Below are 20,671 nucleotides of genomic sequence, written 5' to 3' on the forward strand. Positions count from 1 at the left end.
ACCCTAACCCTCCCGAAACGTCGGACCGCCCGGAGGGAGAGGGGACTGACCGAGGTGTTTGCTGGAGCTACACCGACCTGAAATATCGAGTCGAGCTCAGGTTTTGAACATCATGAACACCTGCTCGCTATCGAGCCGAATCGAGATTTTGAAACGCTTGAAGATCGGCTCCCTTTCCCCCTCGCCCCCTTGGGGGAGAGGGCTGGGGTGAGGGGGTAATCTCAGCCACAACACAGCTCCACAATTGGAAACCCGATCCATGAAGTCACCCACCCTACGCTGGACATCGAGAGCCGCCTCATTGCTGCTCTGCCTTCTCTTCTGGCAACTAGCCGCCAGCCACCACTGGAACCTCGGCCTCGTCACCTTCGCCAACGTCCCGACCCCGCTGGCCGTGATCGAAGCCGCCCTCGGCCTCGGCGACTCCGGCAAGCTCATCCAGCACCTGACCGCCAGCCTCGGCCGGGTCTTCGCCGGCTACCTCGCGGCGCTGGTGATCGGCATCGCCCTGGGCCTGGCCATCGGCCGTTCGAAATGGGCCGAAGACCTGCTGCTGCCGCCACTGGAAGTCCTGCGCCCAATCCCCGCCGTGGCCTGGATTCCACTGGCCATCCTGATGTTCCCGTCGTCGGAACTGTCGATGGTCTTCATCACCTTCACCGGCGCGCTATTCCCGATCCTGCTCAACACCGTGCACGGCGTCGAAGGCGTCGACCCGCGTCTGATCGCCTCAGCGAAAAGCCTCGGGGCCGGGCGTCGGGCGATTCTGCTGGAAGTGATCCTGCCAGGCGCCGCGCCGAGCATCATCACTGGCCTAGCGATCGGCATGGGCACTTCGTGGTTCTGTCTGGTGACCGCTGAAATGATCTCCGGCCAGTTCGGCATCGGTTACTACACCTGGGAGTCCTACACCATCCAGAACTATGCGGACATCGTGGTCGGCATGTTGCTGATCGGCGTGTTGGGCATGGGCAGCAGCCTGCTGATCAAACGCCTGGGCGGGCTGTTCACGCCCTGGCATCGACCACGAGGAAAAGCCTGATGAGCATGATGCAAACCCCGGAAGGGCGGATCGATATCCGTCAGTTATCCATTGTCCTCGGCGAAGGCCGGCAAGCGTTTGAAGCGGTGCAGGGCCTGGATTGCCAGATCGAACCCGGCCAGTTCGTGTGCATTCTCGGTCCGTCCGGTTGTGGCAAGTCGACCTTGCTCGGCGCGCTGGCCGGGCATCTGCAGCCCCATGGCGGGCAGTTGAAAGTCGATGGCGCCGAAGTGTCCGGCCCGTCGCCACAGCGCGGCATGGTGTTCCAGCATCACACCCTGTTCCCGTGGCGCACGGTGCGCGACAACGTTGCCTTCGGCCTGAAAATGCGTGGAATCGGCAAGTCCGAGCGCCATCGCGCCGCCGATGAAATCCTCAAACTGGTCGGCCTCGACGGTTTCGCCGAACGCTGGCCCGATCAACTTTCCGGCGGTATGCAGCAGCGGGTGGAGATCGCCCGGGTGCTGGTCAACCGGCCACGGCTGTTGCTGATGGACGAACCCTTCGGCGCACTGGACGCGCTGACCCGGCTGAACATGCAGGAACTTCTGCTGGACATCTGGACACGGATTCGCACCACCGTGGTGTTCGTCACCCATGACATCGACGAAGCGCTGTTCCTTGCCGACCGCTTGCTGGTGATGAGCGCACGGCCAGGGCGAATCATCGAAGACCTGCGCCTGGATTTCCCCCGGCCACGCACCACCGAACTGGTCACCAGCCACGAGTTCTCGCGCCTCAAGCGCCACTGCCTCGACCTGCTGCGCCACGACAACGACCGACCGCTGCCGCGCCTCAACCCGCTCGGCCTGCCTCCCGAAAACTCCTTGCCGAGATTTGCCCTGTGACCTCATTTTTTGCTGTGACCGATAACGACGACATTCTCGCTCTGCAACCGCGCCTGACCGCCGATGATGCCGGGGTGCGGCGGATTGCCCTGATCGACCTGGCCGACCTCGAAGAGCCGGACGGTCTGCTCTGGCTGGTCGAACGACTGGCCGAAGACCCTGCCGAAGAGGTGCGTGCCGAAGCGGCGCGTTTATTGGAAGCCTGGGAAGACGAGCCGGTGGTTGAAGCGCTGTGCCAGGCGCTGACGGATCCGTCGCCGGCGGTGCAAGCCGCTGCGGCGCAGAGCCTGAGCCTGCTCAAGACCGAAGCGGCGGGCAGGGTGATTCTGCCGTGGACCAGCCATGCCGAAACCGGCGTGCGGATTGCCGCGTTCCGGGCCTTGCGTGAATTGCGCTTCCCCGGCGCTGCGCCGGCCGCGATTCAGGCGCTGAACGATGCCGACGCCAGCGTGCGCCGTGAAGCCGTCGGCGTGCTTGGCTGGCTCAAGCAACTCGACGCGCTGCCGGCCCTGGCCCGCTTGGCCAGCAATGATCCGGACACCGAAGTGCGCCGCGCCGCCACCGGCGCCCTGGGCCTGGCAAGTGACGCTGACGTGCTGCCTGCGTTGCGTCAGGCCTTGCAGGATCAAGCCTGGCAAGTGCGCGAAGAAGCCGCGACCACCCTTGGCAAGGTCGGCCATACCGACGCGGGCCCGGCGCTGATCGAAGCCTTGGCCGACGACTACTGGCAGGTTCGCCTGCGTGCCACCCGCAGCCTCGGGCGCCTCAAGTACGTCGCAGCCCTCGACGCCCTGATCGACACCCTCGGCCATCGCATCAGCAACCTGCGCAAGGAGGCCGCGCTGGCCCTCGGCGAATTGAACGATCACGGCGCCGTGGCCGCATTGCAGGCCGCGCAGGACGACGGCGATCCGGAAGTGCGCAAAGCCGTGCGGATTGCCTTGAGTCAGCTGCAATGAATCCGCTGTCGGTCGGCAATTCTCAAACTGAGCACCGGTTGCGGCTGAGCTGGCCGGATGGCCGCGAGCAGTTGCTTGACCATGCCGAACTGCGCCGCCAATGCCCGTGCTCGCAATGCCGGGCGTTTCGCCTGCGGGGCTCGCCGCCCATGGTTGACCCGCGTGTGCGGGTCCTCGAATTGAACGCTCAGGGCTACGGTCTGCAACTGGTGTTCAGCGACGGCCATCAGCGCGGGATTTACCCGTGGGCCTATCTGGCGCAGCTGGAGGGGATCACTGTCCCGCCGTCATCGCCGGCCGACAGCCATGGAAAATATCCAGCCCCGGCTGATACAGCGACGTCCTGACCTCGAACAACCCCAGCACCGAGTGGAACAGGTTGTCATGGCTCAGATCCGGCTGGCTGCTTTTGCCTTGCAGGCAGCCACGGTCGATGCCCAGTTGCGCCAGGGTGTTGTTGCCGAACCACATCACCATCGGCACATGGGTCTGCGCTTCCGGCGCCAGCGCATAAGGTGCGGCGTGCAGGTACAGGCCGTTTTCGCCCAGGGATTCGCCATGGTCGGAGACGTACAGCATCGACGTATCGAGGTGGTCCTGATTGCGCTTGAGCAACTCGATCACCTTGGCCAGGAAATGGTCGGTGTAGAGGATCGTGTTGTCGTAGACATTGACCAGTTCGTCACGGCTGCAACTGCCCAGTTGATTGGTGTGGCAGATCGGTTTGAAGCGCTCCATGTCCTTGGGATAGCGCTCGTAGTATTCCGGGCCGTGACTGCCGTCGGCGTGCAGGACGATGATCGCGTTGCCCTTGAGGCTGTCGATGTAGCCTTGAAGGTCGGCCAGCAGCGCTTCGTCGAGGCAGTTGTTGCCGTCGCAGAACGGCCCCGGCTGGTTCTTCGCGATGTCGCGGTTCGGCACCCGCAGGCAAGTGCCCTTGCAGTCGCTGTTGTTGTCCAGCCACAGCACCTGTACGCCGGCCCGTTGCAGGATGTCCAGCAGGCCTTCGTAGGTTTTGCCTTTCTTGTCGCTGTAGTCCTCGCGCGGGAACATCGAGAACATGCACGGCACCGACACCGCCGTCGAGGTGCCGCAGGAATGCACCTGGGTGAAGTTGAGGATGTCGAGTTTGCTCAGCTCGGGATTGGTCTCGCGCTCATAACCGTTGAGCGAGAAATGGTCGGCCCGGGCAGTTTCACCGACCACGAACACCATCAGCGATTTCTTCTCGCGACCGGCCGCCTTGGCGCTCATCACCGCGTCTTCGCCGATGGCCTGCACCACGAAATGCTTTTTGATCCCCAGCCGTTGCTTGGAGTATTTGCTGATCGCGTAGATGTAGTTGGTCGGGTTGATGAAGTGGGTGAGCTTGTCTTCCTCGCGAAAGATCGGCGCGTAGGTCGAATAGAACGCGCCCACCGAAGCGCCGATCACCAGCACACAGGCCGCGATCACCAGCACCTTGTTCAGCAAACCCCGAAAGAACGGCCGATACACCACCGGCCAGCGCCAGATCAGCACGGCCGGCAACACACCGAGCAACAGCACGTAAGCCAACAGTTTGCCGCTGAACAGCGCCGTGGCTTCCCCGGGGTTGGTTTCGAACACGTTCTGGATCATCACCGTGTCGATGGTGATGCCGTATTCGTTCATGAAATACGCCGCGCAGGCCGAGAGGAGGGCCACCAGGGTCAACGCCGGTTTCAGCGTCCAGCGAAACGACACCAGGGTCAGTAACAGGGTGATCGCCGCCCACAGAAACAGCCCGAAGGACGCGAAAAACGCCAGTTTCTGTGCGCCTTGCAGGGTGATCAGCGTTCCCAGCGCCTTCCAGGTCGCCAGGTTGTACAGCGCCACCAGTGCCAGCGAAAACAGCAGCACCAGGCGGGTCGGAGTGATGGACGGTAAACGCAGTCCTTTGCCCAAAGCCATTTCGAAACCTTCCTCTACGTCAGTCGAAAACCCATACGGTTACGCGCGTAACTGTAGAAGAGCATTGGTAAAAATTCCGTAAACATCCGGTAACAAAATCCACGGTAAGTGCAAAAAAACGTGGGCGCCAGCAGGCCGGCTCCCACGGAGAACTGCGGAGGTTCAGAAGGATTTGCTGATGCTGGCGACGACCGTCGCCGTGCACACGTCCTTGAAGCCCCAGTTGCTCAGGCATTGGCTCTGCGACAGGTCGGTGTCGATGTAGCTCAGGCCCAGCACTACGCCGGCCAGGTTGTGGGTCAGTTTGACTTCCCACTCCCGGTAGGACTCTTCGCTGTGACCGGACGCCGAATACATATGCGGATCCTTGAAGTCCATGTTGCCGTAGCGCAGTTTCAGCCCGGAATCGAACGGCAATTCGGTTTCATAGCCGATGTAGCTGTAGAGCGAGCTCTGTTTGCTGTCGATGCCCGGCGCGTCGCTGGAGTAGTAGGCCGCGAGTTTCACGCCGTAAGCGCTGAGAATCGAGTACACCTCGCTCTGGTTGAACTGGCTCTCCTTGGGATACGCGTATTTGATGTAGCCCAGATCCAGGCTCACGGCCTCGGTCGCCTGCCACAACCAGCCGGCGTAGTAATCGACTTCCTGACGGGTTGTCAGGCCGCCACCGAAATCGACGTTCGAGCTCCACGCGCCGAGGTACAGGCCGCTGCTGTGGGCCAGGGTCAGACCGGCCTGTACGGCCGGGTCGTTCTGGGTCTGGGAGATGCCGCGGGTGCGGTAGTCGCTGGCCAGGGTCAGGTCGACCAGCACCGCGAAATCATCGTTCAGGGGAATCGCGTGGCTGCTCAAAGGCAGCAGGCTCAAGGAAGCGAGGGCGAGCAGGGGCAAGGCTTTCATGTGAAGTCCCGTTGTTGTGGTTGTTATGGGCAGGAAGCGGGCAAGGCTGCGCCGGACCCCGGCGGCTGGCGCGGGGTCGGGCAGCGGATACGGCGATTGTTATTAGAGGGTAGGGGCGTAGACCTGACGGCCGGCGAACCAGGTTTGCAGGACCTGGGTGTCATGCAGGGCCTTGTCGTCGACGCTGAACACGTCGCGATCGAGCACGATGAAGTCGGCCTGTTTGCCGGGGCTCAGCGAGCCGATCTGTTGTTCCAGGCCGATGGTTCGCGCGGCATTGGCGGTGTAGGCGTAGAACATGGTTTCGCGGTCCAGGCGTTCGTCGGCGTTGAGCACGCCCAGCGGCCCGGTGCGGGTGATGGCCTGGGCCATGGCGTTCCACGGGTTCGGCGAGGACACCGGCCAGTCGCTGGCGCCGGCAATCGTCGCGCCTTGCTTGAGCAGCGAATGCGCCGGGTATTGATAGCGGAAGGCTAGGGCGCTGACGTAAGGCTTGATCATGTCGGTGGTGTAGTCGTCGGCGCTGGCCCACAGCAGTTGCATCGAGGCAATCACGTTCAGCGGCTTGAAGCGGGCGAACTCCTTCGGGTTGACCATTTGCAGGTGGGTGATCGAGTGCGTTACGCCGCTCTGTCGGTCCTTGCGCGCCTGGGCGATACCGTTCAGTGATTCGCGCACCGCGCGATCGCCGATGGCGTGGATGTGCACCAGCCAGCCGCGCTGGTCGATGGCGCTGACCAGTTCGCCGAAGTGCTGTGGATCGATCAGCAGCTCTCCCTGTTTGTGCGAGTTGCTGTAGGGATCGATCATCGCCGCGCTCTGGGCCGGGTATTCGATCACGCCGTCGGCGAAGATCTTGATCCCCGGCAGCGTCAGATTGGGAATGTCCTGAAACTGCCGGCGAACCTTGTCGAGGGTGTCGAGATCGGCCGGGACGCTTTTCGGATTGGCCACCAGCAGCGCGGCGACGTGAGCGGTCATGCCGCCGCTTTCCGACAGGGCCTTGTAGGCCGGCAATACGCCGACGGTTTTTTCGGTGGGCTTGAGGGCGAACACCGGCTCACCCGGCGCGGCGTTGGCGGCGGGGTCCATCCACGCGGTGATGCCAAGGCTGTTGTTGAAGCGCACTGCCGATTGCGCGGCCTTGAGCATGTCGGCCGGGCTCGGCACCGGCATTTTCGAGGCGACCCGATCCCAACCGGCGTCGACCACAAAGCCGTTCGGTTCACCGCTGGCCAGTTTGCCGATGGTGTCTTTTTCCGCATCCGGCAGGGTTTTCAGCAGCGCGGCGTCGATGCCCGCACGCTTGAGCATCACGTTGTTGGCCCACGCCGTGTGGTGATCGCTGCCGGTGAACACCACCGGCACGTCGGTCCATTCGCCGTTATTGAAGATTTTGCCCAGCGCTTCAGCCTTGGCCCAATACGCCGAACTCATGCCGGCCACGCTCAACACATCGCCATGCCGGGCCTTGCCGTCGTCACGCCAGCCGCGCAGGCGTTTTTCCAGTTCGTCGAGTTCGACCACCTCGTCTTCCATGTTGGCCGAGACCATTTCCAGTCCGCCGAAAATCGCGTGGGAATGGCTGTCGATCAGGCCGGGCATCAGCGCCTGACCTTTCAGGTCGATGACCTGGGTGCCGGGCTCGATCAAGGCCTTGATCTGCGCGTCGCTGCCGACTTTCAGCACCTTGCCGCTCTCCACGGCCAGCGCCTGAACCTTCGGTTGAGCGCGGTCGGCGGTGAAAATCTTGCCATTGAACAGCACCAGATCGGTGGCGGCCATGGCTTCCATCGAGGCAAAACTCATAGCGGCGATCAGCAGATTTTTTGTGAAATGCGGGATGAATCTTTTCATTGAACATTTCCTTGTTATTGCGTCTGATGGCCAGATTAGTGGCTGCCAACGCCCGACAGAACGCCTCCCTCACGAAAAACGTTTTTGCCTGAATGGAAAAAGCATGGACAAGCTGGGTGCACTGAAAATGTTCGTGGTCACCGCGCAGCTCGGCAGTTTCAGCCGCGCTGCCGAGCAACTGGGCAAGACCCCGTCGGCCCTGACCAAAGCGGTCAATCACTTGGAATCCGAACTTGGGGCGCGGCTGTTCGAGCGCAGCACGCGGCGGATTCTGCTGACCGAAATCGGCCGGCTGTATCTGGAAACCGCACGCCAGGTGCTGCAACGGCTGGACGAGGCCAGCGAAGAAATCGAGCAGTTGCAGCATGGCCTGCGCGGCAGCCTGAAAATCACTGCGCCGCTGGCCTATGGGCGAGCGTTTCTCGATCAGGTGTGTGACGGCTTTTTGCAGCAATTCCCGCAGATCAGCCTGCAAGTGGATTTGTGCGACGAATTCGTCAATCTGCTGGAAAGCGGCTACGACCTGGCCTTGCGCGAAGGGCACGATGATTTGCCGGGGCTGATTGCGCGGGTGGTCGGCAGCAATCGGCTGGCGCTGTGCTGCAGCCCCGAATACCTGGCGCGCAAGGGCTTGCCGGTCACGCCGCAAACCCTCGATCAGCATGAATGGCTGCTGTACCGGCATCCGTTGCTCAGTCGCGAATTCTGGTGGGCCGAACGCGACGGCCAGCGCCTGAGCCTGGCGCAACCGGCGGCGCCGCTGTTGCGCAGCGACAATTACGACCTGCTGCTGGCCAGCGCCCTGGCCGGGCGTGGCCTGCTGCACACGCCGCTGTGGAGTGCCGCGCCGTACATCGCCGACGGGCGACTGGTGCGGGTCATGGCCGATTACGAGATCGACCCGGACAGCTTTGGCCCGCACATTCTGGCGGTGTACCCGAGCCATCGACGGGCGACGGCCAAGGTTGTGGCGTTCATTGATTACATCGCGGGGTTTCTCGCGGAGCGCGGTTTGAACTGACTGGCGGTGCTTGTCAGGAAATTCCCACAAGAGTACAAATGTACTCCATGACGACTCTGACTCCCCGCCGTACCGCCATCCTGACCTTTATCCGCGAACGCATCGCCGAACACGGTCAGCCCCCAAGCCTCGCTGAAATCAGCGAGGCTTTTGGTTTTGCCTCCCGCAGCGTGGCGCGCAAGCATGTGCTGGCGCTCACCGAAGCCGGGTTTATCGAGGTCAATCCGCATCAGGCCCGGGGCATTCGCCTGCTCGGGCAGCCGGCGCGGCCGGAACTGCTCGAAGTGCCGGTGCTTGGCCGGGTGGCCGCCGGTGCGCCCATCGGTGCCGATGCCGACCTGCACAATCGGCTGATGCTCGACCCGGCGCTGTTCTCCCGCACGCCCGACTACATGCTGCGGGTGCAGGGCGATTCGATGATCGAGGACGGGATTCTCGACGGCGATCTGGTCGGCGTGCGGCGCAACCCCGAGGCGCTCAACGGCCAGATCGTGGTGGCGCGGCTCGACGGTGAAGTCACCATCAAACGCTTCGAGCGGGTCGGCGATGAGGTTCGCCTGTTGCCGCGCAACCCGGCGTACCAGCCGATTGTGGTGCGGGCCGATCAAGACCTGGCCATCGAAGGGGTGTTCTGCGGTCTGGTGAGGCAAGGCTGATGGGGGCCGTCGTTGCGCTGGATACGCTGTTCAATGGCGGCCAGGTCTGGAAGGGCCGGCCTGCGCCACCGACCGCCAGCCCGCAACCCACCGGCCATGCGGTGCTGGATGCGGCCTTGCCCAGTGGTGGCTGGCCGGAAGCGGCACTGAGCGAAATCCTCCTGGCCGGGCCCGGTGTCGGTGAGCTGCAACTGGTGTGGCCGACGTTGGCGCGGCTGTCGGCGGCGGGCGAGCGCATCGTGCTGGTGGCGCCGCCGTTTGTGCCGTATCCGCAGGCCTGGGCCAATGCCGGGGTCGATCTGCGGCAGTTGTCGGTGATCCAGGCCAGCGAGCGCGATGCGTTGTGGGCGGCAGAACAATGCCTGCGCTCGGGCAGCTGCGGTGCGGTGCTGTGCTGGCCGCACAAGGCCGATGATCGCGCCTTGCGCCGTTTGCAGGTGGCGGCGGAAACCGGCCAGACCCTGGCGTTCGCGTGGCGCCCATTGAGCGAGGCGGTCAACCCGTCGCCGGCCGCATTGCGCATTGCCATCGATGCACGACCCGCGCAATTGCGCGTGCTCAAGTGCCGGGGTGGTCTGGCGCGCAGCGCACCGATTGCCTTCGCCGTGGGGCATTGAGGTCGCCATGCGCTGGGTTTGCATTCTGTTCCCGCAATTGGCTCTCGACGCCGTGCTGCGTCAGCGCCCCGATCCCGAGCAACCGTTGGCGCTGCTCAGCGGCCCGGCCCAGCGCCGGGTGCTGCAAGCGGTCAACCCGGCGGCGCGGGCACTGGGCTTGCGTCCGGGGCAGTCGATGACCGCCGCGCAGGCCATGAGCAAAGGGTTCGCCACCGTCGATTACGATTCGGCCGAGGTCGAGCACTGGCAGCAGTTTCTCGCCGCCTGGGCCTATCGTTTCAGCGCCCAGGTCAGCGTGCATTATCCGCGCACCGTGGTGTTCGAGATCGAATCGAGCCTCGGGCTGTTCGGTTCCTGGGCGCAGTTCGAGGCGCGGTTGCGCACGGAGCTGACCGAGTTGGGTTTTCGTCATCGCATCGTCGCCGCGCCCAATCCGGTGGCGGCGCGGGTGTTGGCCAACGCCTACGACGGATTGGTGGTGCCCGACGGTGAAGCCCTGCGCCATCACCTCGGACAATTGCCGGTCGACCGCATCGGGCTTGAACCGAGCGTGGCCACGGCGTTGTCGCGCATGGGCCTGCGCAACCTCCATCAGGTGCAGAACCTGCCGCGTCAGGCCTTGGCCCGGCGTTTCGAGGCGCCGATGCTCAAGCACCTGGACACGCTGTTCGGCGCACGGCCGCTGGCGCTGGCGTTCTACCTGCCGCCAGATCGCTTCGACGTGCGCATCGAACTCAATTTCGACGTGCAGTCCCATCAGGCGCTGCTGTTTCCATTGCGCCGCCTGACGTCCGATCTGGCGGCGTTTTTGTGCGGGCGCGACAGCGGCGTGCAGCGCTTCGATCTGCATCTGGAACACGCCGGGTTGCCGGACACGCTGATCAAGGTCGGCCTGCTCAGCGCCGAGCGCGATCCGGCGATGCTGTTCGAGCTGGCCCGTGGTCGACTGGAGCAGGTGCAGGTCGAAGCCCCGGTGCGCGGTTTTCGTTTGCGCGCCGAGGATCTGCCGAGTTTCGTGCCGCAGTTTCAGGAGCTGTTCGACGACCGTCCGCAGCAGACCTTGCCCTGGGAACAATTGCGCGAACGCCTGCGCGCGCGGCTGGGGGATGAGGCGGTGCAGGGCCTGCGCTTTCAGGCCGATCATCGACCGGAGTGCGCGTGGCAGAGCGCCGATGACAAACAGCGTTGTCCTGCATTGCCGGGCGTGCAGCGTCCGGGCTGGTTGTTGGGCGAACCGCAGTCCGTGCCGGAAGGTTCGGCGCGCATCCTCATGGGCCCGGAACGGATCGAGTCCGGCTGGTGGGACGGTGACGACGTGCGCCGCGACTATTACCTGATCCAGAACCGCGCCGGCCAGCAAGGCTGGGCGTACCGATCAGTGGGTGAGGGCGGCCCGTTGTGGCTGCAGGGCTGGTTCGCGTGAGCCAGGGTTATGCCGAGCTGCACTGTCTGTCGAACTTCAGCTTCCAGCGCGGGGCGTCCAGTGCACTGGAGCTGTTCCAGCGGGCGAAAAAACACGGCTATCAGGCACTGGCGATCACCGATGAATGCACCCTGGCCGGGATCGTTCGTGCCTGGCAGGCGGCCAAATCCGTGGAGCTGCCGCTGATCATCGGCAGCGAAATCCGCATCGAGAACGGCCCGAAACTGGTGTTGCTGGTCGAGAACATCGAGGGTTATCAGGCGTTGTGCGGTTTGATCACCCAGGCTCGACGGCGAACCCGGAAAGGCCAGTATCAAATACTGCGCGAGGACTTCAGCGAACCGCTGCCGGGGCTATTGGTGCTGTGGGTGCCGGATTCGGTCGATGAGGAGGAAGAGGGCCGCTGGCTGAAACAGGCGTTCGGTGAACGGCTGTGGCTGGCGGTGCAGTTGCATCGCGGGCAGAACGATCAGCAACGGCTGGCCGCACTGCTGAGTCTGGCGGATGAACTGCAGATTCCAGCGGTGGCCAGCGGCGATGTGCACATGCACGCCCGTGGTCGCCGGGCCTTGCAGGACACCATGACCGCGATCCGACACCACGTCCCGGTAGCGGAAGCCGGATTGCGCCTGCACCCCAATGGCGAGCGGCATTTGCGCAGTCTCGATGTGTTGCGCGAGTTGTATCCGCAGACCTTGCTGGACGAGTCGGTGAATCTGGCTCGCCGCTGCACCTTCGATCTGGGCGAGTTGCGCTATCAATACCCCAAAGAGCTGGTGCCTGAAGAGCACAGCGCCAGTTCCTGGCTGCGCCACCTGACCGAGCAAGGCATCGCCTGGCGCTGGCCGAAAGGCGCACAACCCAAGGTACTCAAGCAGATCGACGATGAACTGAAGCTGATCGCCGAACTCGGCTACGAAAGCTACTTCCTCACCGTGCACGACGTGGTGCGCTTCGCCCGTGAGCAGAAAATCCTCTGTCAGGGCCGGGGGTCGGCGGCCAACTCGGCGGTGTGTTTTGCCTTGGGCATCACCGAGATCGATCCGGACCGCACCACGCTGCTGTTCGAGCGTTTCATGTCGAGGGAGCGCAACGAGCCGCCGGACATCGACGTGGATTTCGAGCACGAACGCCGCGAAGAAGTCCTGCAATACGTGTTCCGGCGTTATGGCCGCCGTCGTGCGGCGCTGACCGCGGTGGTCAGCACCTACCACGCTTCCGGCGCGATCCGCGATGTGGCCAAGGCGCTGGGTTTGCCGCCGGACCAGATCAATGCGCTGGCCGACTGCTGCGGCCACTGGAGCGATGACACGCCGCCCGTGGAGCGCCTGCGCGAAGGCGGTTTTGACCCGGAAAGTCCGCTGCTGCACCGGGTGCTGAGCCTGACCGGGCAACTGATCGGCTTCCCCCGGCACCTGTCGCAACACCCCGGTGGTTTCGTGATTTCCGAGCAACCGCTGGACACTTTGGTGCCGGTGGAAAACGCCGCCATGGCCGACCGCACCATCATCCAGTGGGACAAGGACGACCTCGACGCCGTCGGGCTGCTCAAGGTGGATATCCTCGCCCTCGGCATGCTCAGCGCGATCCGCCGCTGTTTCGATCTGCTGCGCCGTCATCGTAACCAGAAGCTGAGCCTGGCGACGATTCCGGCCGAGGATCGCGCCACGTACGACATGATCAGCCGCGCCGACACCATCGGCGTATTCCAGATCGAGTCCCGGGCGCAGATGTCGATGCTGCCGCGCCTGCGCCCGCAAACCTTCTACGACCTGGTGATCGAGGTGGCCATCGTCCGGCCGGGGCCGATCCAGGGCGGCATGGTCCATCCGTACCTGCGCCGCCGGAACAAGGAGGAAGAGGAAACCTATCCGTCCCCGGAACTGGAAGTGGTGCTCAAGCGTACCCTCGGCGTGCCGCTGTTTCAGGAACAGGTGATGCAGATCGCCATTGTCGCCGCCGACTACAGCCCCGGTGAGGCCGACCAGTTGCGCCGCTCCATGGCCGCGTGGAAGCGCCACGGCGGGCTGGAGCCGCACAAGGAGCGATTGGCCGCCGGCATGAAGAAAAACGGCTACAGCCCGGAATTCGCCGCGCAGATCTTCGAGCAGATCAAGGGCTTCGGCAGTTACGGATTCCCTGAATCCCACGCTGCCAGTTTTGCCTTGCTGACCTATGCCAGTTGCTGGCTCAAGTGCCACGAACCGGCGGCGTTCGCCTGCGCGCTGATCAACAGTTGGCCGATGGGGTTCTACAGCCCGGATCAGATTCTTCAGGACGCGCGCCGGCATCATTTGCAGATCCGCCCGGTGGACGTGCGCGCCAGTGACTGGGATTGCAGCCTGGAGCCGATCACCGGCGAGCAACCGGCCATCCGCATGGGCCTGCGGATGATCAAGGGCTTTCGCGAGGAGGATGCGCGCAGCATTGAAAGCGCGCGGGCGAGGGGTGCGTTTGCCGATGTCGCCGATCTGGGCGAACGGGCCGGGCTCGACAGTCGCGCTCAGGCGCTATTGGCCGATGCCGGGGCATTGCGCGGTCTGGCCGGTCATCGTCATCGGGCACGCTGGGAAGTGGCCGGGGTGCAGAAACAGCTCGGATTGTTTGCCGGGTTGCCGAGTCAGGAAGAGCCGGATGTGCTGCTGCCGACGCCGAGTGTCAGCGAAGATCTGTTCACCGACTACGCCACACTGGGCACTACGCTGGGGCCGCACCCGCTGACGTTGTTGCGCAACGAGTTGCGGGCACGGCGCTGCCGCAGTTCCCGGGAGTTGCTGGAAGTCGAGCATGGTCGGCCGGTCAGCGTGGCGGGGCTGGTGACCGGTCGCCAGCGACCGGGCACCGCCAGCGGCGTGACCTTCGTGACCCTCGAAGACGAGTTCGGCAACGTCAACGTGGTGGTCTGGCGCGATCTGGCCGAGCGTCAGCGTCAGGTGCTGGTGGGCTCACAACTGCTCAAGGTCGATGGCCGCTGGGAGCGTGAAGGCGAGGTGCGGCACCTGATTGCCGGACGCCTGAGCGATCTGACTCCGCTGCTCAACGGCATCCGCGTACAGAGCCGCGACTTCCACTGATCAGCGCTGTGGCCAGAACCGTTCGCCACCCCCCGGCGCTTCCGTCCACGCTTGCAACGAGCGGGTCGGCAGATCGAAGTAATCCCGGGTCCGCGCATAACCATGCCCGCCCATGCGCCCGATCGCATCCAGCCCCAATTGATCGATGTACAGGGTTTTCGGGTCGATCAACTCGTCGCGCACATGCGCCATCAACACCTCGCCAAAAATGATCTCCCGGGACTGACCGATGTTCAGCGCCATCATCCGTCGGCATTCCAGCGCCACCGGTGCTTCGCCGATTCGCGGGCATTTGACCGAGATGCCGGGGATTGCTGTCAGGCCGGCAGCGGTCAACTCATCGAAGCCCGGCGCAAACGGCACGGCGCAGACGTTCATGGCTTCCACCAGTGCATCGTTGACGATGTTGACCGTGAACTCCTGATTCATCTGGATATTGCGCGTGGTGTCCTTCGGGCTCTGGTCGCCGTAGTTCTCGACGCCGAGCGCGAGAATGGGCGGATCTGCCGACAGGGCATTGAAGAAGCTGAACGGCGCGGCATTGACCCGGCCTTCGCCGTCGATGGTGGTGACCAGTGCAATCGGGCGCGGCACCACGCTGCCGATCAGAATCTTGTACTTTTCCCGTGGGCTCAGTTGGCTGAAGTCGAAGCTGTGCATGGCAGTGTTCTCTAAAGAAGGGGGTCGATGGCGCTCAACGGCGCTTCGGCGCTGTAGTCGTCGGCGAACGCAATGGCCGGCTGGAACAGGGTTTTCCAATCCGGTCGGCCAAAGGCCCGGTCGCTGTGGCTGCGCATCAGTTTTTCGTATTGGCGTTGGGCCTGGCGTTGCAGAGAGGGGTAGTCGACGCCGATGACCTGACCGTTGTGCATCACGCAGCGACCGTCGATGTAACTGGCGATGCAGTCGTCGCCGCGTCCGGCCAGCAGCAGGTTTTTCAGTGGATCGAACAGCGGGCCCAGATGCAGACCGCGCAGGTTGAACACGGTGATATCCGCTTTGGCGCCGGGGGCCAGACGACCGAGGTCGTCACGGCCCAGCGCCTTGGCGCCGCCGAGGGTGGCGGCGTTGTACAGGTCGAGGCTGCTGGTCAGCGATGGACCACCTTCCATGAGCCGGGCGATGTTCAAACCGTGGCGCATGTTCTCCAGCAGGTCTGCCGGCCAGGTGTCGGTGCCGAGGGCGAAGTTGATGCCTTTGGCGCGATAGCGGCCGAACGAATTCAGCGCCTCGCCGTCACGGGCGAACACCAGCGGGCAGTGCACCAGACTGGCGCCGCCATCAGTGACCCGCTGCAAGTCGTCATCGCCCGAGGTGTAGAGGCCGTGGGGCAGCAGGCTGCGCGGGGTGAGCAGGTCGAGTTGCTGCAACCAGCCCAGCGGCGTGGTGCCGCGCAACTGTTCGACCATCGCCACTTCCCCCGGCGCCTGACAGCAATGCAGACGCATCGGTGCGTTCAGTTCGCGGCTCAAGGCGGATGTGCGTTGCAGCAGTTTCGGCGTGCAGGTCTGGATGCGATCCGGCAGCAGCGCGCCGCGAATCAACCCGGCGTGGGCGCCATCGAAATCCTTGAAAAACCGTTCGGCCGCGTCCAGTCCCGCCAGGCCCCGAGCCTCATCCCAGTGATGGGCGAGGGTGCCGTCGGCGCGCCAGTAACTCATGCCGCTCATGTAGCAGGGGCCGAGATAGGTACGCAGGCCCAACTCGCCCGCCACGTCAGCGACCGCGGCGAACTCGTCGTAGGTCTCCGCCCATTCGCGGTAGTACATCGAGGTGATCGGCATGGCCGTGGTGATGCCGTTGCGGATCAACTGGGTGAAGGCGTAGCGGTATTTGAAGACCTCTTCCTCGGGGCTGAACGACTCGTGCGGGCCGGCCGCCAGATACTCCGCCGACCACATGCGGCCCATGGCGCGTTCGTCGCCGTTGTCCAGGGTCAGCACGGTGGAGTCGAGATCGCCGAGGGCATCCAGGTCAATGAAACCGGGGCCGATCAGCGCGTTGCCGTAGTCGATCCACTGATCCACCGGGCCTTGGTAACCGCGCCCGACAAATTCGATGCGCGAGCCAGCAAACACCACTTCGCCGTCGCGCCACAGCACATGTTGCGTGCCGTCGAAACCGACCACGCAACCGGCCTTCAGGCCGATGCGTTTCACAGACGGCTGCCCAGCAAACGACCGCCGCTGGCGATCAGTTCGCCGCCGCGATAGACCTGACGCACCGGCCGCGCGACCACCGCTTCACCGAGGGTTTCGACCGGCATCAGCAGAAAGTCCGCCGGTCGGCCGATGGCGAAGCCGTAATCCTCGATCCCCAATGCGCGCGCACCGTTGACCGTCGCCGCGTCGAACGCCGCCGCCAGTTCATCGTCCTTGCCCAGATCAAAACGAAACGCCAGCAGCATTGCCCGTTCCAGCATGTCGCCATTGCCCATCGGCGACCACGCATCACGAATGCCGTCGGAGCCCAGGCACACGTTGACGCCGGTCTCGCGCAGCGCCAGGAAGGGTGGAACGGCGCAATCGGCCGGCGCCGAACTCATCAGCGAAATGCCCAGTGCAGCAAGGCGTTCGGCGACCGGTTTGACCTGACTCCACGGCAGCATGCCCAGGCAATAGGCGTGGCTGATCATCACCCGGTTGTGCAGGTTGAAACGCTCGGTGTAATCGGCGATCCGGGCGATCTGCCACAGGCCCAGTTCACCTTTGTCATGCAGGTGAATGTCGACGCCACGCTGGAATTCGCTGGCCAGTTTGAACACGAAATCCAGTTGCGCGATCGGGTCGTTGTCGATGCCACACGGGTCGAGCCCGCCGACGTTTTCCACGCCCAGGGCCATGGCTTCACGCATCAGTTCGGCAGTGCCGGGGCGGCTGATCAGGCCGGTTTGCGGGAAGACCACCAGTTGCAGGTCGATCAGGTCGTTGTAGGTTTCGCGCAGTTGTTGCATGGCCTCGACGTGGCGCAGGCCGAATTCCGGGTCGATGTCGACGTGGCAGCGCATCGTCAGCGAACCCCGGGCGATGCAGTTCTCCAGCAGGGCGCCGGCGCGTTCGGCGATCGGCGCTTTGACTTCGCGCAGGACGCGGCGCTCGTTGCTGATGTAGTCCTTGAGCGTCGGGCCGGCGCTGTTCGGGCGCCAGGGTTGGCCGTAGAGGGTCTTGTCGAGGTGGACGTGACTTTCCACCAGCGGGGCGGTCAGGAGCTGGTTCTGGCCGTCGATGTCGGTGGCGGCCAGCGGAGCATTGGAGGCCGGGCGGCGTTGCGTGAATTTGCCGTTTTCGATCAGCAGGTCTTCGGCGGGGGCGCCGTAGGGGCGGATGTTTCTGAGCCAGCGGGGGGCAGTCATTGGAACCTCGTTTGTTCTTTGGATTTTTCCCCTCACCCTAGCCCTCTCCCGGAGGGAGAGGGGACCGACCGAGTCGTCTCAGGTACTACGCCGACCTGAGAAACCGAGTCGATTATGGATTCAGAGCAAAACGTTCAGGTCGGTGTATTTCTTGAATATTCCCCAATCGGTTCCCTCTCCCTTTGGGAGAGGGCTAGGGTGAGGGCTGCGGTTTCGGATCAACCCTTAAGCTTCGACCAGATCCGATCCTGCAGCTCCCGCGCCTTGTTGCTGCATTCCTTCTCCGGGCGCAGGCGCGAGGCGTACTCCTCGGGCATGTTGATCGCGTCCATGACCTTCCATTTCGCATCCAGCAACTGATCGCTCTGAATGCCGTTGGCATAGGCAATCGCGTTGGACACGGCCGCCGCGTTTTCCGGTTTCATCATCCAGTCGATAAAGATCTTGGCGTTGCCCGGATGCGGCGCGCTTTTGGGTACGGCGAAGTTGTCCTGGAACATCGCCAGGCCTTCTTTCGGGTACACGTATTTGATCGTGCTCTTCTGCAACGTGGCGCGGGCCGTCGAGCCGTTCCAGTTCTGCATCATGATCACTTCGCCCGAGGCCATGCGGTCGACGGTATTGTCGGAGCTGTACATCTTCAAAAACGGTTTCTGCTTTTGCAGCAGCTCGAGGATGCGCTTGGCGTCCTGCGGGTTTTCCGTGCATTCGTCGACGTTCAGGTAATGACTGGCGGCATTGATCACGCTGCTGGAGGTGTCGAGGGCGGCGAGCTGGCCTTGCAGTTCCTTGCGCGGCTCAAAGAACTCTTTCCACGAATCATCGAGCTTGCCGCCCGGCACCCGTGCGCTGTCATAGGAAAACCCGGTGGTGCCCCACAGGTAAGGCGCCGAAAACTTGCGGCCCGGGTCGAAGCTCGGGTCGCGGAACGGGCCTTTGACGTACTGGAAGTTGCTCAGGGTCGGGGCGTCGATTTCCAACAGCAGGTCCTGCTTGATCAGCGTCTGCATGATCGACTGCGACGGCACGATCACGTCATACGCGGCGCCGCCGGCCTGTAACTTGGCGAGCAGGGTTTCGTTGCTGTCGTAGCCGTCCATGGTGACCTTGATCCCGGTCTCCTTTTCGAACTTGGCCAGCAAGTCCACCGGGTAGTAATCGGTCCAGTTGTAGAAGAACAATTGCTTGGGCTCGGCGGCGTGGGCGCCGAACGCGGTGAAACAACTCAGGGCCAGACCGGATACTGCCAGACGCATGTTTTTCACTTTCATGAGCGCGCTCCAGGTTTATTGTTGTTTGCCGCGTTGGCCAAGCCAGAAGGCCAGCACCACCAGCACGATGGAAATCACCAGCATCAGGGTTGAAATCGCGTTGATTTCAGGTGTTACGCCAGCCTTGATCGCCGAGAAGATGTACACCGGCAACGTGGTCGAACCGGGCCCGGCGACGAAGAAGGTCATGATGAAATCGTCGAGGCTGACCACGAACGCCAGCACCGATCCGGACAGCACCGCCGGCCACAGCAGCGGCAAGGTCACGCGGCGAAACACCTGCCACGGATTGGCATACAGGTCGTTGGCGGCTTCCAGCAGGCTCTTGTCCAGATCGTTGAGCCGCGCGCGGATCGGCAGGTAGGCGAACGGAATGCAGAAGCCGATGTGCGCGACGATCACCGTCATCAGCCCGAGCTTGATGCCCAGCGCCATGAACAGCAGCAGGGTGGCCACGGCGGTGACGATCTCCGGCAGGATCAGCGGCAGGTTGATCCCGCCTTCGACCATTTTCTGCCCGTAGAACGGCCGGTAGGTCGCCAGCGCCGCCAGCAGTGCAATCGCCGTGGCGCAGACTGTGGCGATGGTCGCGACGATGATCGAATTCAGCGCTGCGGTCTGGATCGACGGGTTGGCCAGGATCCGCCCGTACCAGGCGAACGAGAACTCGGTCCACACCGTCGCGGAGCGGTTGGCGTTGAAGCTGTAGGCGATCAACACCAGGATCGGCACGTACAGATAGGCGAGGATCAGCAGGCTGATTTCCCGGGTCGCCGGGAGTTTTTTCAGGTGCAGAGAGATCATGCTTTCGCTCCCCGGTTCAGGGTTTTCGCCGCGCTGCGGCTGTACAGGGCGTAGAGCACCAGTGACAACAGCAGAATCCCCAGCAGCAGGAACGACAGCGAACTGCCCAGCGGCCAGTTGCGTGCGGTGCCGAATTGCTGCTGGATCAGGTTGCCGATCATCAGGGTCTTGCCGCCGCCGAGGATCGCCGGGGTGATGAAGGCGCCGAGGCTCGGCACGAACACCAGCAACGCACCGGCAATCACGCCGGGCATCGACAGCGGCAGGATGATCCGCCGCAGCGCATGCCAGCGGTTGGCGCCCAGGTCATAGGCGGCTTCCACCAGGCGCCAGTCGAGTTTTTCCAGGGTCGAGTAGATCGGCAGGATCATGAACGGCAAGAAGCTGTAGACCAGACCGACGCTGACCGCGAAGTCGTTGTACAGCAGGGTGATGCCGCCGGCACTCGGGAACAGCGCGTTGAGGCTTTGGGCGACCCAGCCCTGTTCGCGCAGGATGATCAGCCACGCGTAGTTGCGGATCAGCAGGTTGGTCCAGAACGGAATGGTGATGAGCAACACCATCAAGTTGCGCCGACGTGGGGTCAGGCTCGACATCCAAAGCGCCACCGGAAACCCGAACAGGAAGCACAGCACGGTGGTGCCGCCGGCCTGGAACACCGAACGCAACAGCGCTTGGGCGTAGACCCAGTTCAGCTCCAGTTCGCCGTCAAAACCTTCCTGGAAAAACAGCTGCACGTAACTTTGCAGTTGCCATTGGGCCTGCCAGTCGACGCCGCCGTAGGTGTTGCGCGGCAACAGGCTGATGTAGCCCATGATGCCCAGCGGAATGGCGATCAGGGCGAGCAGGGTCAACACCACCGGGCTGAGTAACAGCGCGCGGTTGAGAGAGGGGGAAGTGCTGCTGACGCTCATC

17 protein-coding genes and 1 pseudogene are annotated in these 20,671 nt (G+C 63.5%); 9 read left to right on the plus strand and 9 right to left on the minus strand.

Annotation, left to right across the window (positions count from 1 at the left end; translation table 11 throughout):
* Positions 1–259: 259 nt before the first annotated feature.
* From L6D74_RS03835 to L6D74_RS03850, 4 genes and pseudogenes are all read left to right on the plus strand, one after another.
* Positions 260–1,042 carry an ABC transporter permease gene (locus L6D74_RS03835; RefSeq protein WP_230731249.1) on the plus strand — a complete coding sequence of 261 codons (783 nt, stop codon included), beginning with the start codon at positions 260–262 and terminating at the stop codon, positions 1,040–1,042.
* Complete coding sequence (locus L6D74_RS03840) at positions 1,042–1,890, plus strand: ABC transporter ATP-binding protein (RefSeq protein WP_236187715.1); 849 nt, start codon at positions 1,042–1,044, stop codon at positions 1,888–1,890. Before L6D74_RS03835 ends, L6D74_RS03840 begins: the two co-directional genes overlap by 1 nt.
* Complete coding sequence (locus L6D74_RS03845) at positions 1,887–2,849, plus strand: HEAT repeat domain-containing protein (protein ID WP_236187716.1); 963 nt, start codon at positions 1,887–1,889, stop codon at positions 2,847–2,849. Before L6D74_RS03840 ends, L6D74_RS03845 begins: the two co-directional genes overlap by 4 nt.
* Positions 2,846–3,115: pseudogene (locus L6D74_RS03850) on the plus strand (DUF971 domain-containing protein); the annotation flags it as partial. The gene L6D74_RS03845 and the pseudogene L6D74_RS03850, both read left to right, overlap by 4 nt.
* Positions 3,116–3,122: 7 nt before the next feature.
* Here the strand turns inward: L6D74_RS03850 and L6D74_RS03855 are convergent.
* The 3 genes from L6D74_RS03855 to L6D74_RS03865 form a co-directional block, all read right to left on the minus strand.
* Positions 3,123–4,781: a phosphoethanolamine transferase gene (locus tag L6D74_RS03855; protein WP_236187717.1), complete on the minus strand. Its 1,659-nt coding sequence runs from the start codon at positions 4,779–4,781 to the stop codon at positions 3,123–3,125.
* Positions 4,782–4,943: 162 nt separating this feature from the next.
* Positions 4,944–5,681 (minus strand): TorF family putative porin, encoded by a 738-nt coding sequence (locus L6D74_RS03860; RefSeq protein ID WP_236187718.1) that lies wholly within the window; start codon positions 5,679–5,681, stop codon positions 4,944–4,946.
* A gap of 102 nt (positions 5,682–5,783) precedes the next feature.
* Positions 5,784–7,538: an amidohydrolase gene (locus L6D74_RS03865; RefSeq protein ID WP_236187719.1), complete on the minus strand. Its 1,755-nt coding sequence runs from the start codon at positions 7,536–7,538 to the stop codon at positions 5,784–5,786.
* A gap of 103 nt (positions 7,539–7,641) precedes the next feature.
* Between L6D74_RS03865 and L6D74_RS03870 the strand changes: the two genes are divergently transcribed.
* From L6D74_RS03870 to L6D74_RS03890, 5 genes are read left to right on the plus strand one after another with little or no spacing between them, the layout of a single operon-like run.
* Positions 7,642–8,559 (plus strand): LysR family transcriptional regulator, encoded by a 918-nt coding sequence (locus L6D74_RS03870; RefSeq protein WP_236187720.1) that lies wholly within the window; start codon positions 7,642–7,644, stop codon positions 8,557–8,559.
* Positions 8,560–8,597: 38 nt separating this feature from the next.
* Positions 8,598–9,215: a transcriptional repressor LexA gene (gene lexA, locus L6D74_RS03875; RefSeq protein WP_064381249.1), complete on the plus strand. Its 618-nt coding sequence runs from the start codon at positions 8,598–8,600 to the stop codon at positions 9,213–9,215.
* Positions 9,215–9,832 carry a translesion DNA synthesis-associated protein ImuA gene (gene imuA, locus L6D74_RS03880; RefSeq protein WP_236187721.1) on the plus strand — a complete coding sequence of 206 codons (618 nt, stop codon included), beginning with the start codon at positions 9,215–9,217 and terminating at the stop codon, positions 9,830–9,832. Before lexA ends, imuA begins: the two co-directional genes overlap by 1 nt.
* A gap of 7 nt (positions 9,833–9,839) precedes the next feature.
* Positions 9,840–11,255, plus strand: a complete 1,416-nt coding sequence (locus tag L6D74_RS03885; protein WP_236187722.1) for a Y-family DNA polymerase — start codon at positions 9,840–9,842, stop codon at positions 11,253–11,255.
* A complete protein-coding gene (locus L6D74_RS03890) occupies positions 11,231–14,329 on the plus strand; it encodes an error-prone DNA polymerase (protein ID WP_236187723.1) in 3,099 nt (1,032 codons plus the stop codon). Before L6D74_RS03885 ends, L6D74_RS03890 begins: the two co-directional genes overlap by 25 nt.
* Here L6D74_RS03890 and L6D74_RS03895 read toward each other — a convergent pair whose 3' ends face one another.
* The 6 genes from L6D74_RS03895 to L6D74_RS03920 all read right to left on the minus strand — a co-directional run bounded on the left by L6D74_RS03895 (position 14,330) and on the right by L6D74_RS03920 (position 20,670).
* A complete protein-coding gene (locus L6D74_RS03895; protein WP_236187724.1) occupies positions 14,330–14,989 on the minus strand; it encodes a flavin reductase family protein in 660 nt (219 codons plus the stop codon).
* A gap of 11 nt (positions 14,990–15,000) precedes the next feature.
* The gene (locus L6D74_RS03900; RefSeq protein WP_236187725.1) at positions 15,001–16,488 is read right to left on the minus strand and encodes an amidohydrolase family protein; all 1,488 of its coding nucleotides are present in this window, start codon (positions 16,486–16,488) and stop codon (positions 15,001–15,003) included.
* The gene (locus L6D74_RS03905; protein ID WP_085646823.1) at positions 16,485–17,681 is read right to left on the minus strand and encodes an amidohydrolase family protein; all 1,197 of its coding nucleotides are present in this window, start codon (positions 17,679–17,681) and stop codon (positions 16,485–16,487) included. Before L6D74_RS03905 ends, L6D74_RS03900 begins: the two co-directional genes overlap by 4 nt.
* Before the next feature lie 218 nt (positions 17,682–17,899).
* Positions 17,900–18,952: an extracellular solute-binding protein gene (locus L6D74_RS03910; protein ID WP_064597104.1), complete on the minus strand. Its 1,053-nt coding sequence runs from the start codon at positions 18,950–18,952 to the stop codon at positions 17,900–17,902.
* Between the two features lie 15 nt (positions 18,953–18,967).
* Positions 18,968–19,756: an ABC transporter permease gene (locus tag L6D74_RS03915; RefSeq protein ID WP_064597101.1), complete on the minus strand. Its 789-nt coding sequence runs from the start codon at positions 19,754–19,756 to the stop codon at positions 18,968–18,970.
* Complete coding sequence (locus L6D74_RS03920; protein WP_007959454.1) at positions 19,753–20,670, minus strand: ABC transporter permease; 918 nt, start codon at positions 20,668–20,670, stop codon at positions 19,753–19,755. Before L6D74_RS03920 ends, L6D74_RS03915 begins: the two co-directional genes overlap by 4 nt.
* Position 20,671 lies beyond the last annotated feature (1 nt).

The sequence above is a fragment of the Pseudomonas pharyngis genome (genome assembly GCF_021602345.1).
GTDB classification, from domain to species: domain Bacteria; phylum Pseudomonadota; class Gammaproteobacteria; order Pseudomonadales; family Pseudomonadaceae; genus Aquipseudomonas; species Aquipseudomonas pharyngis.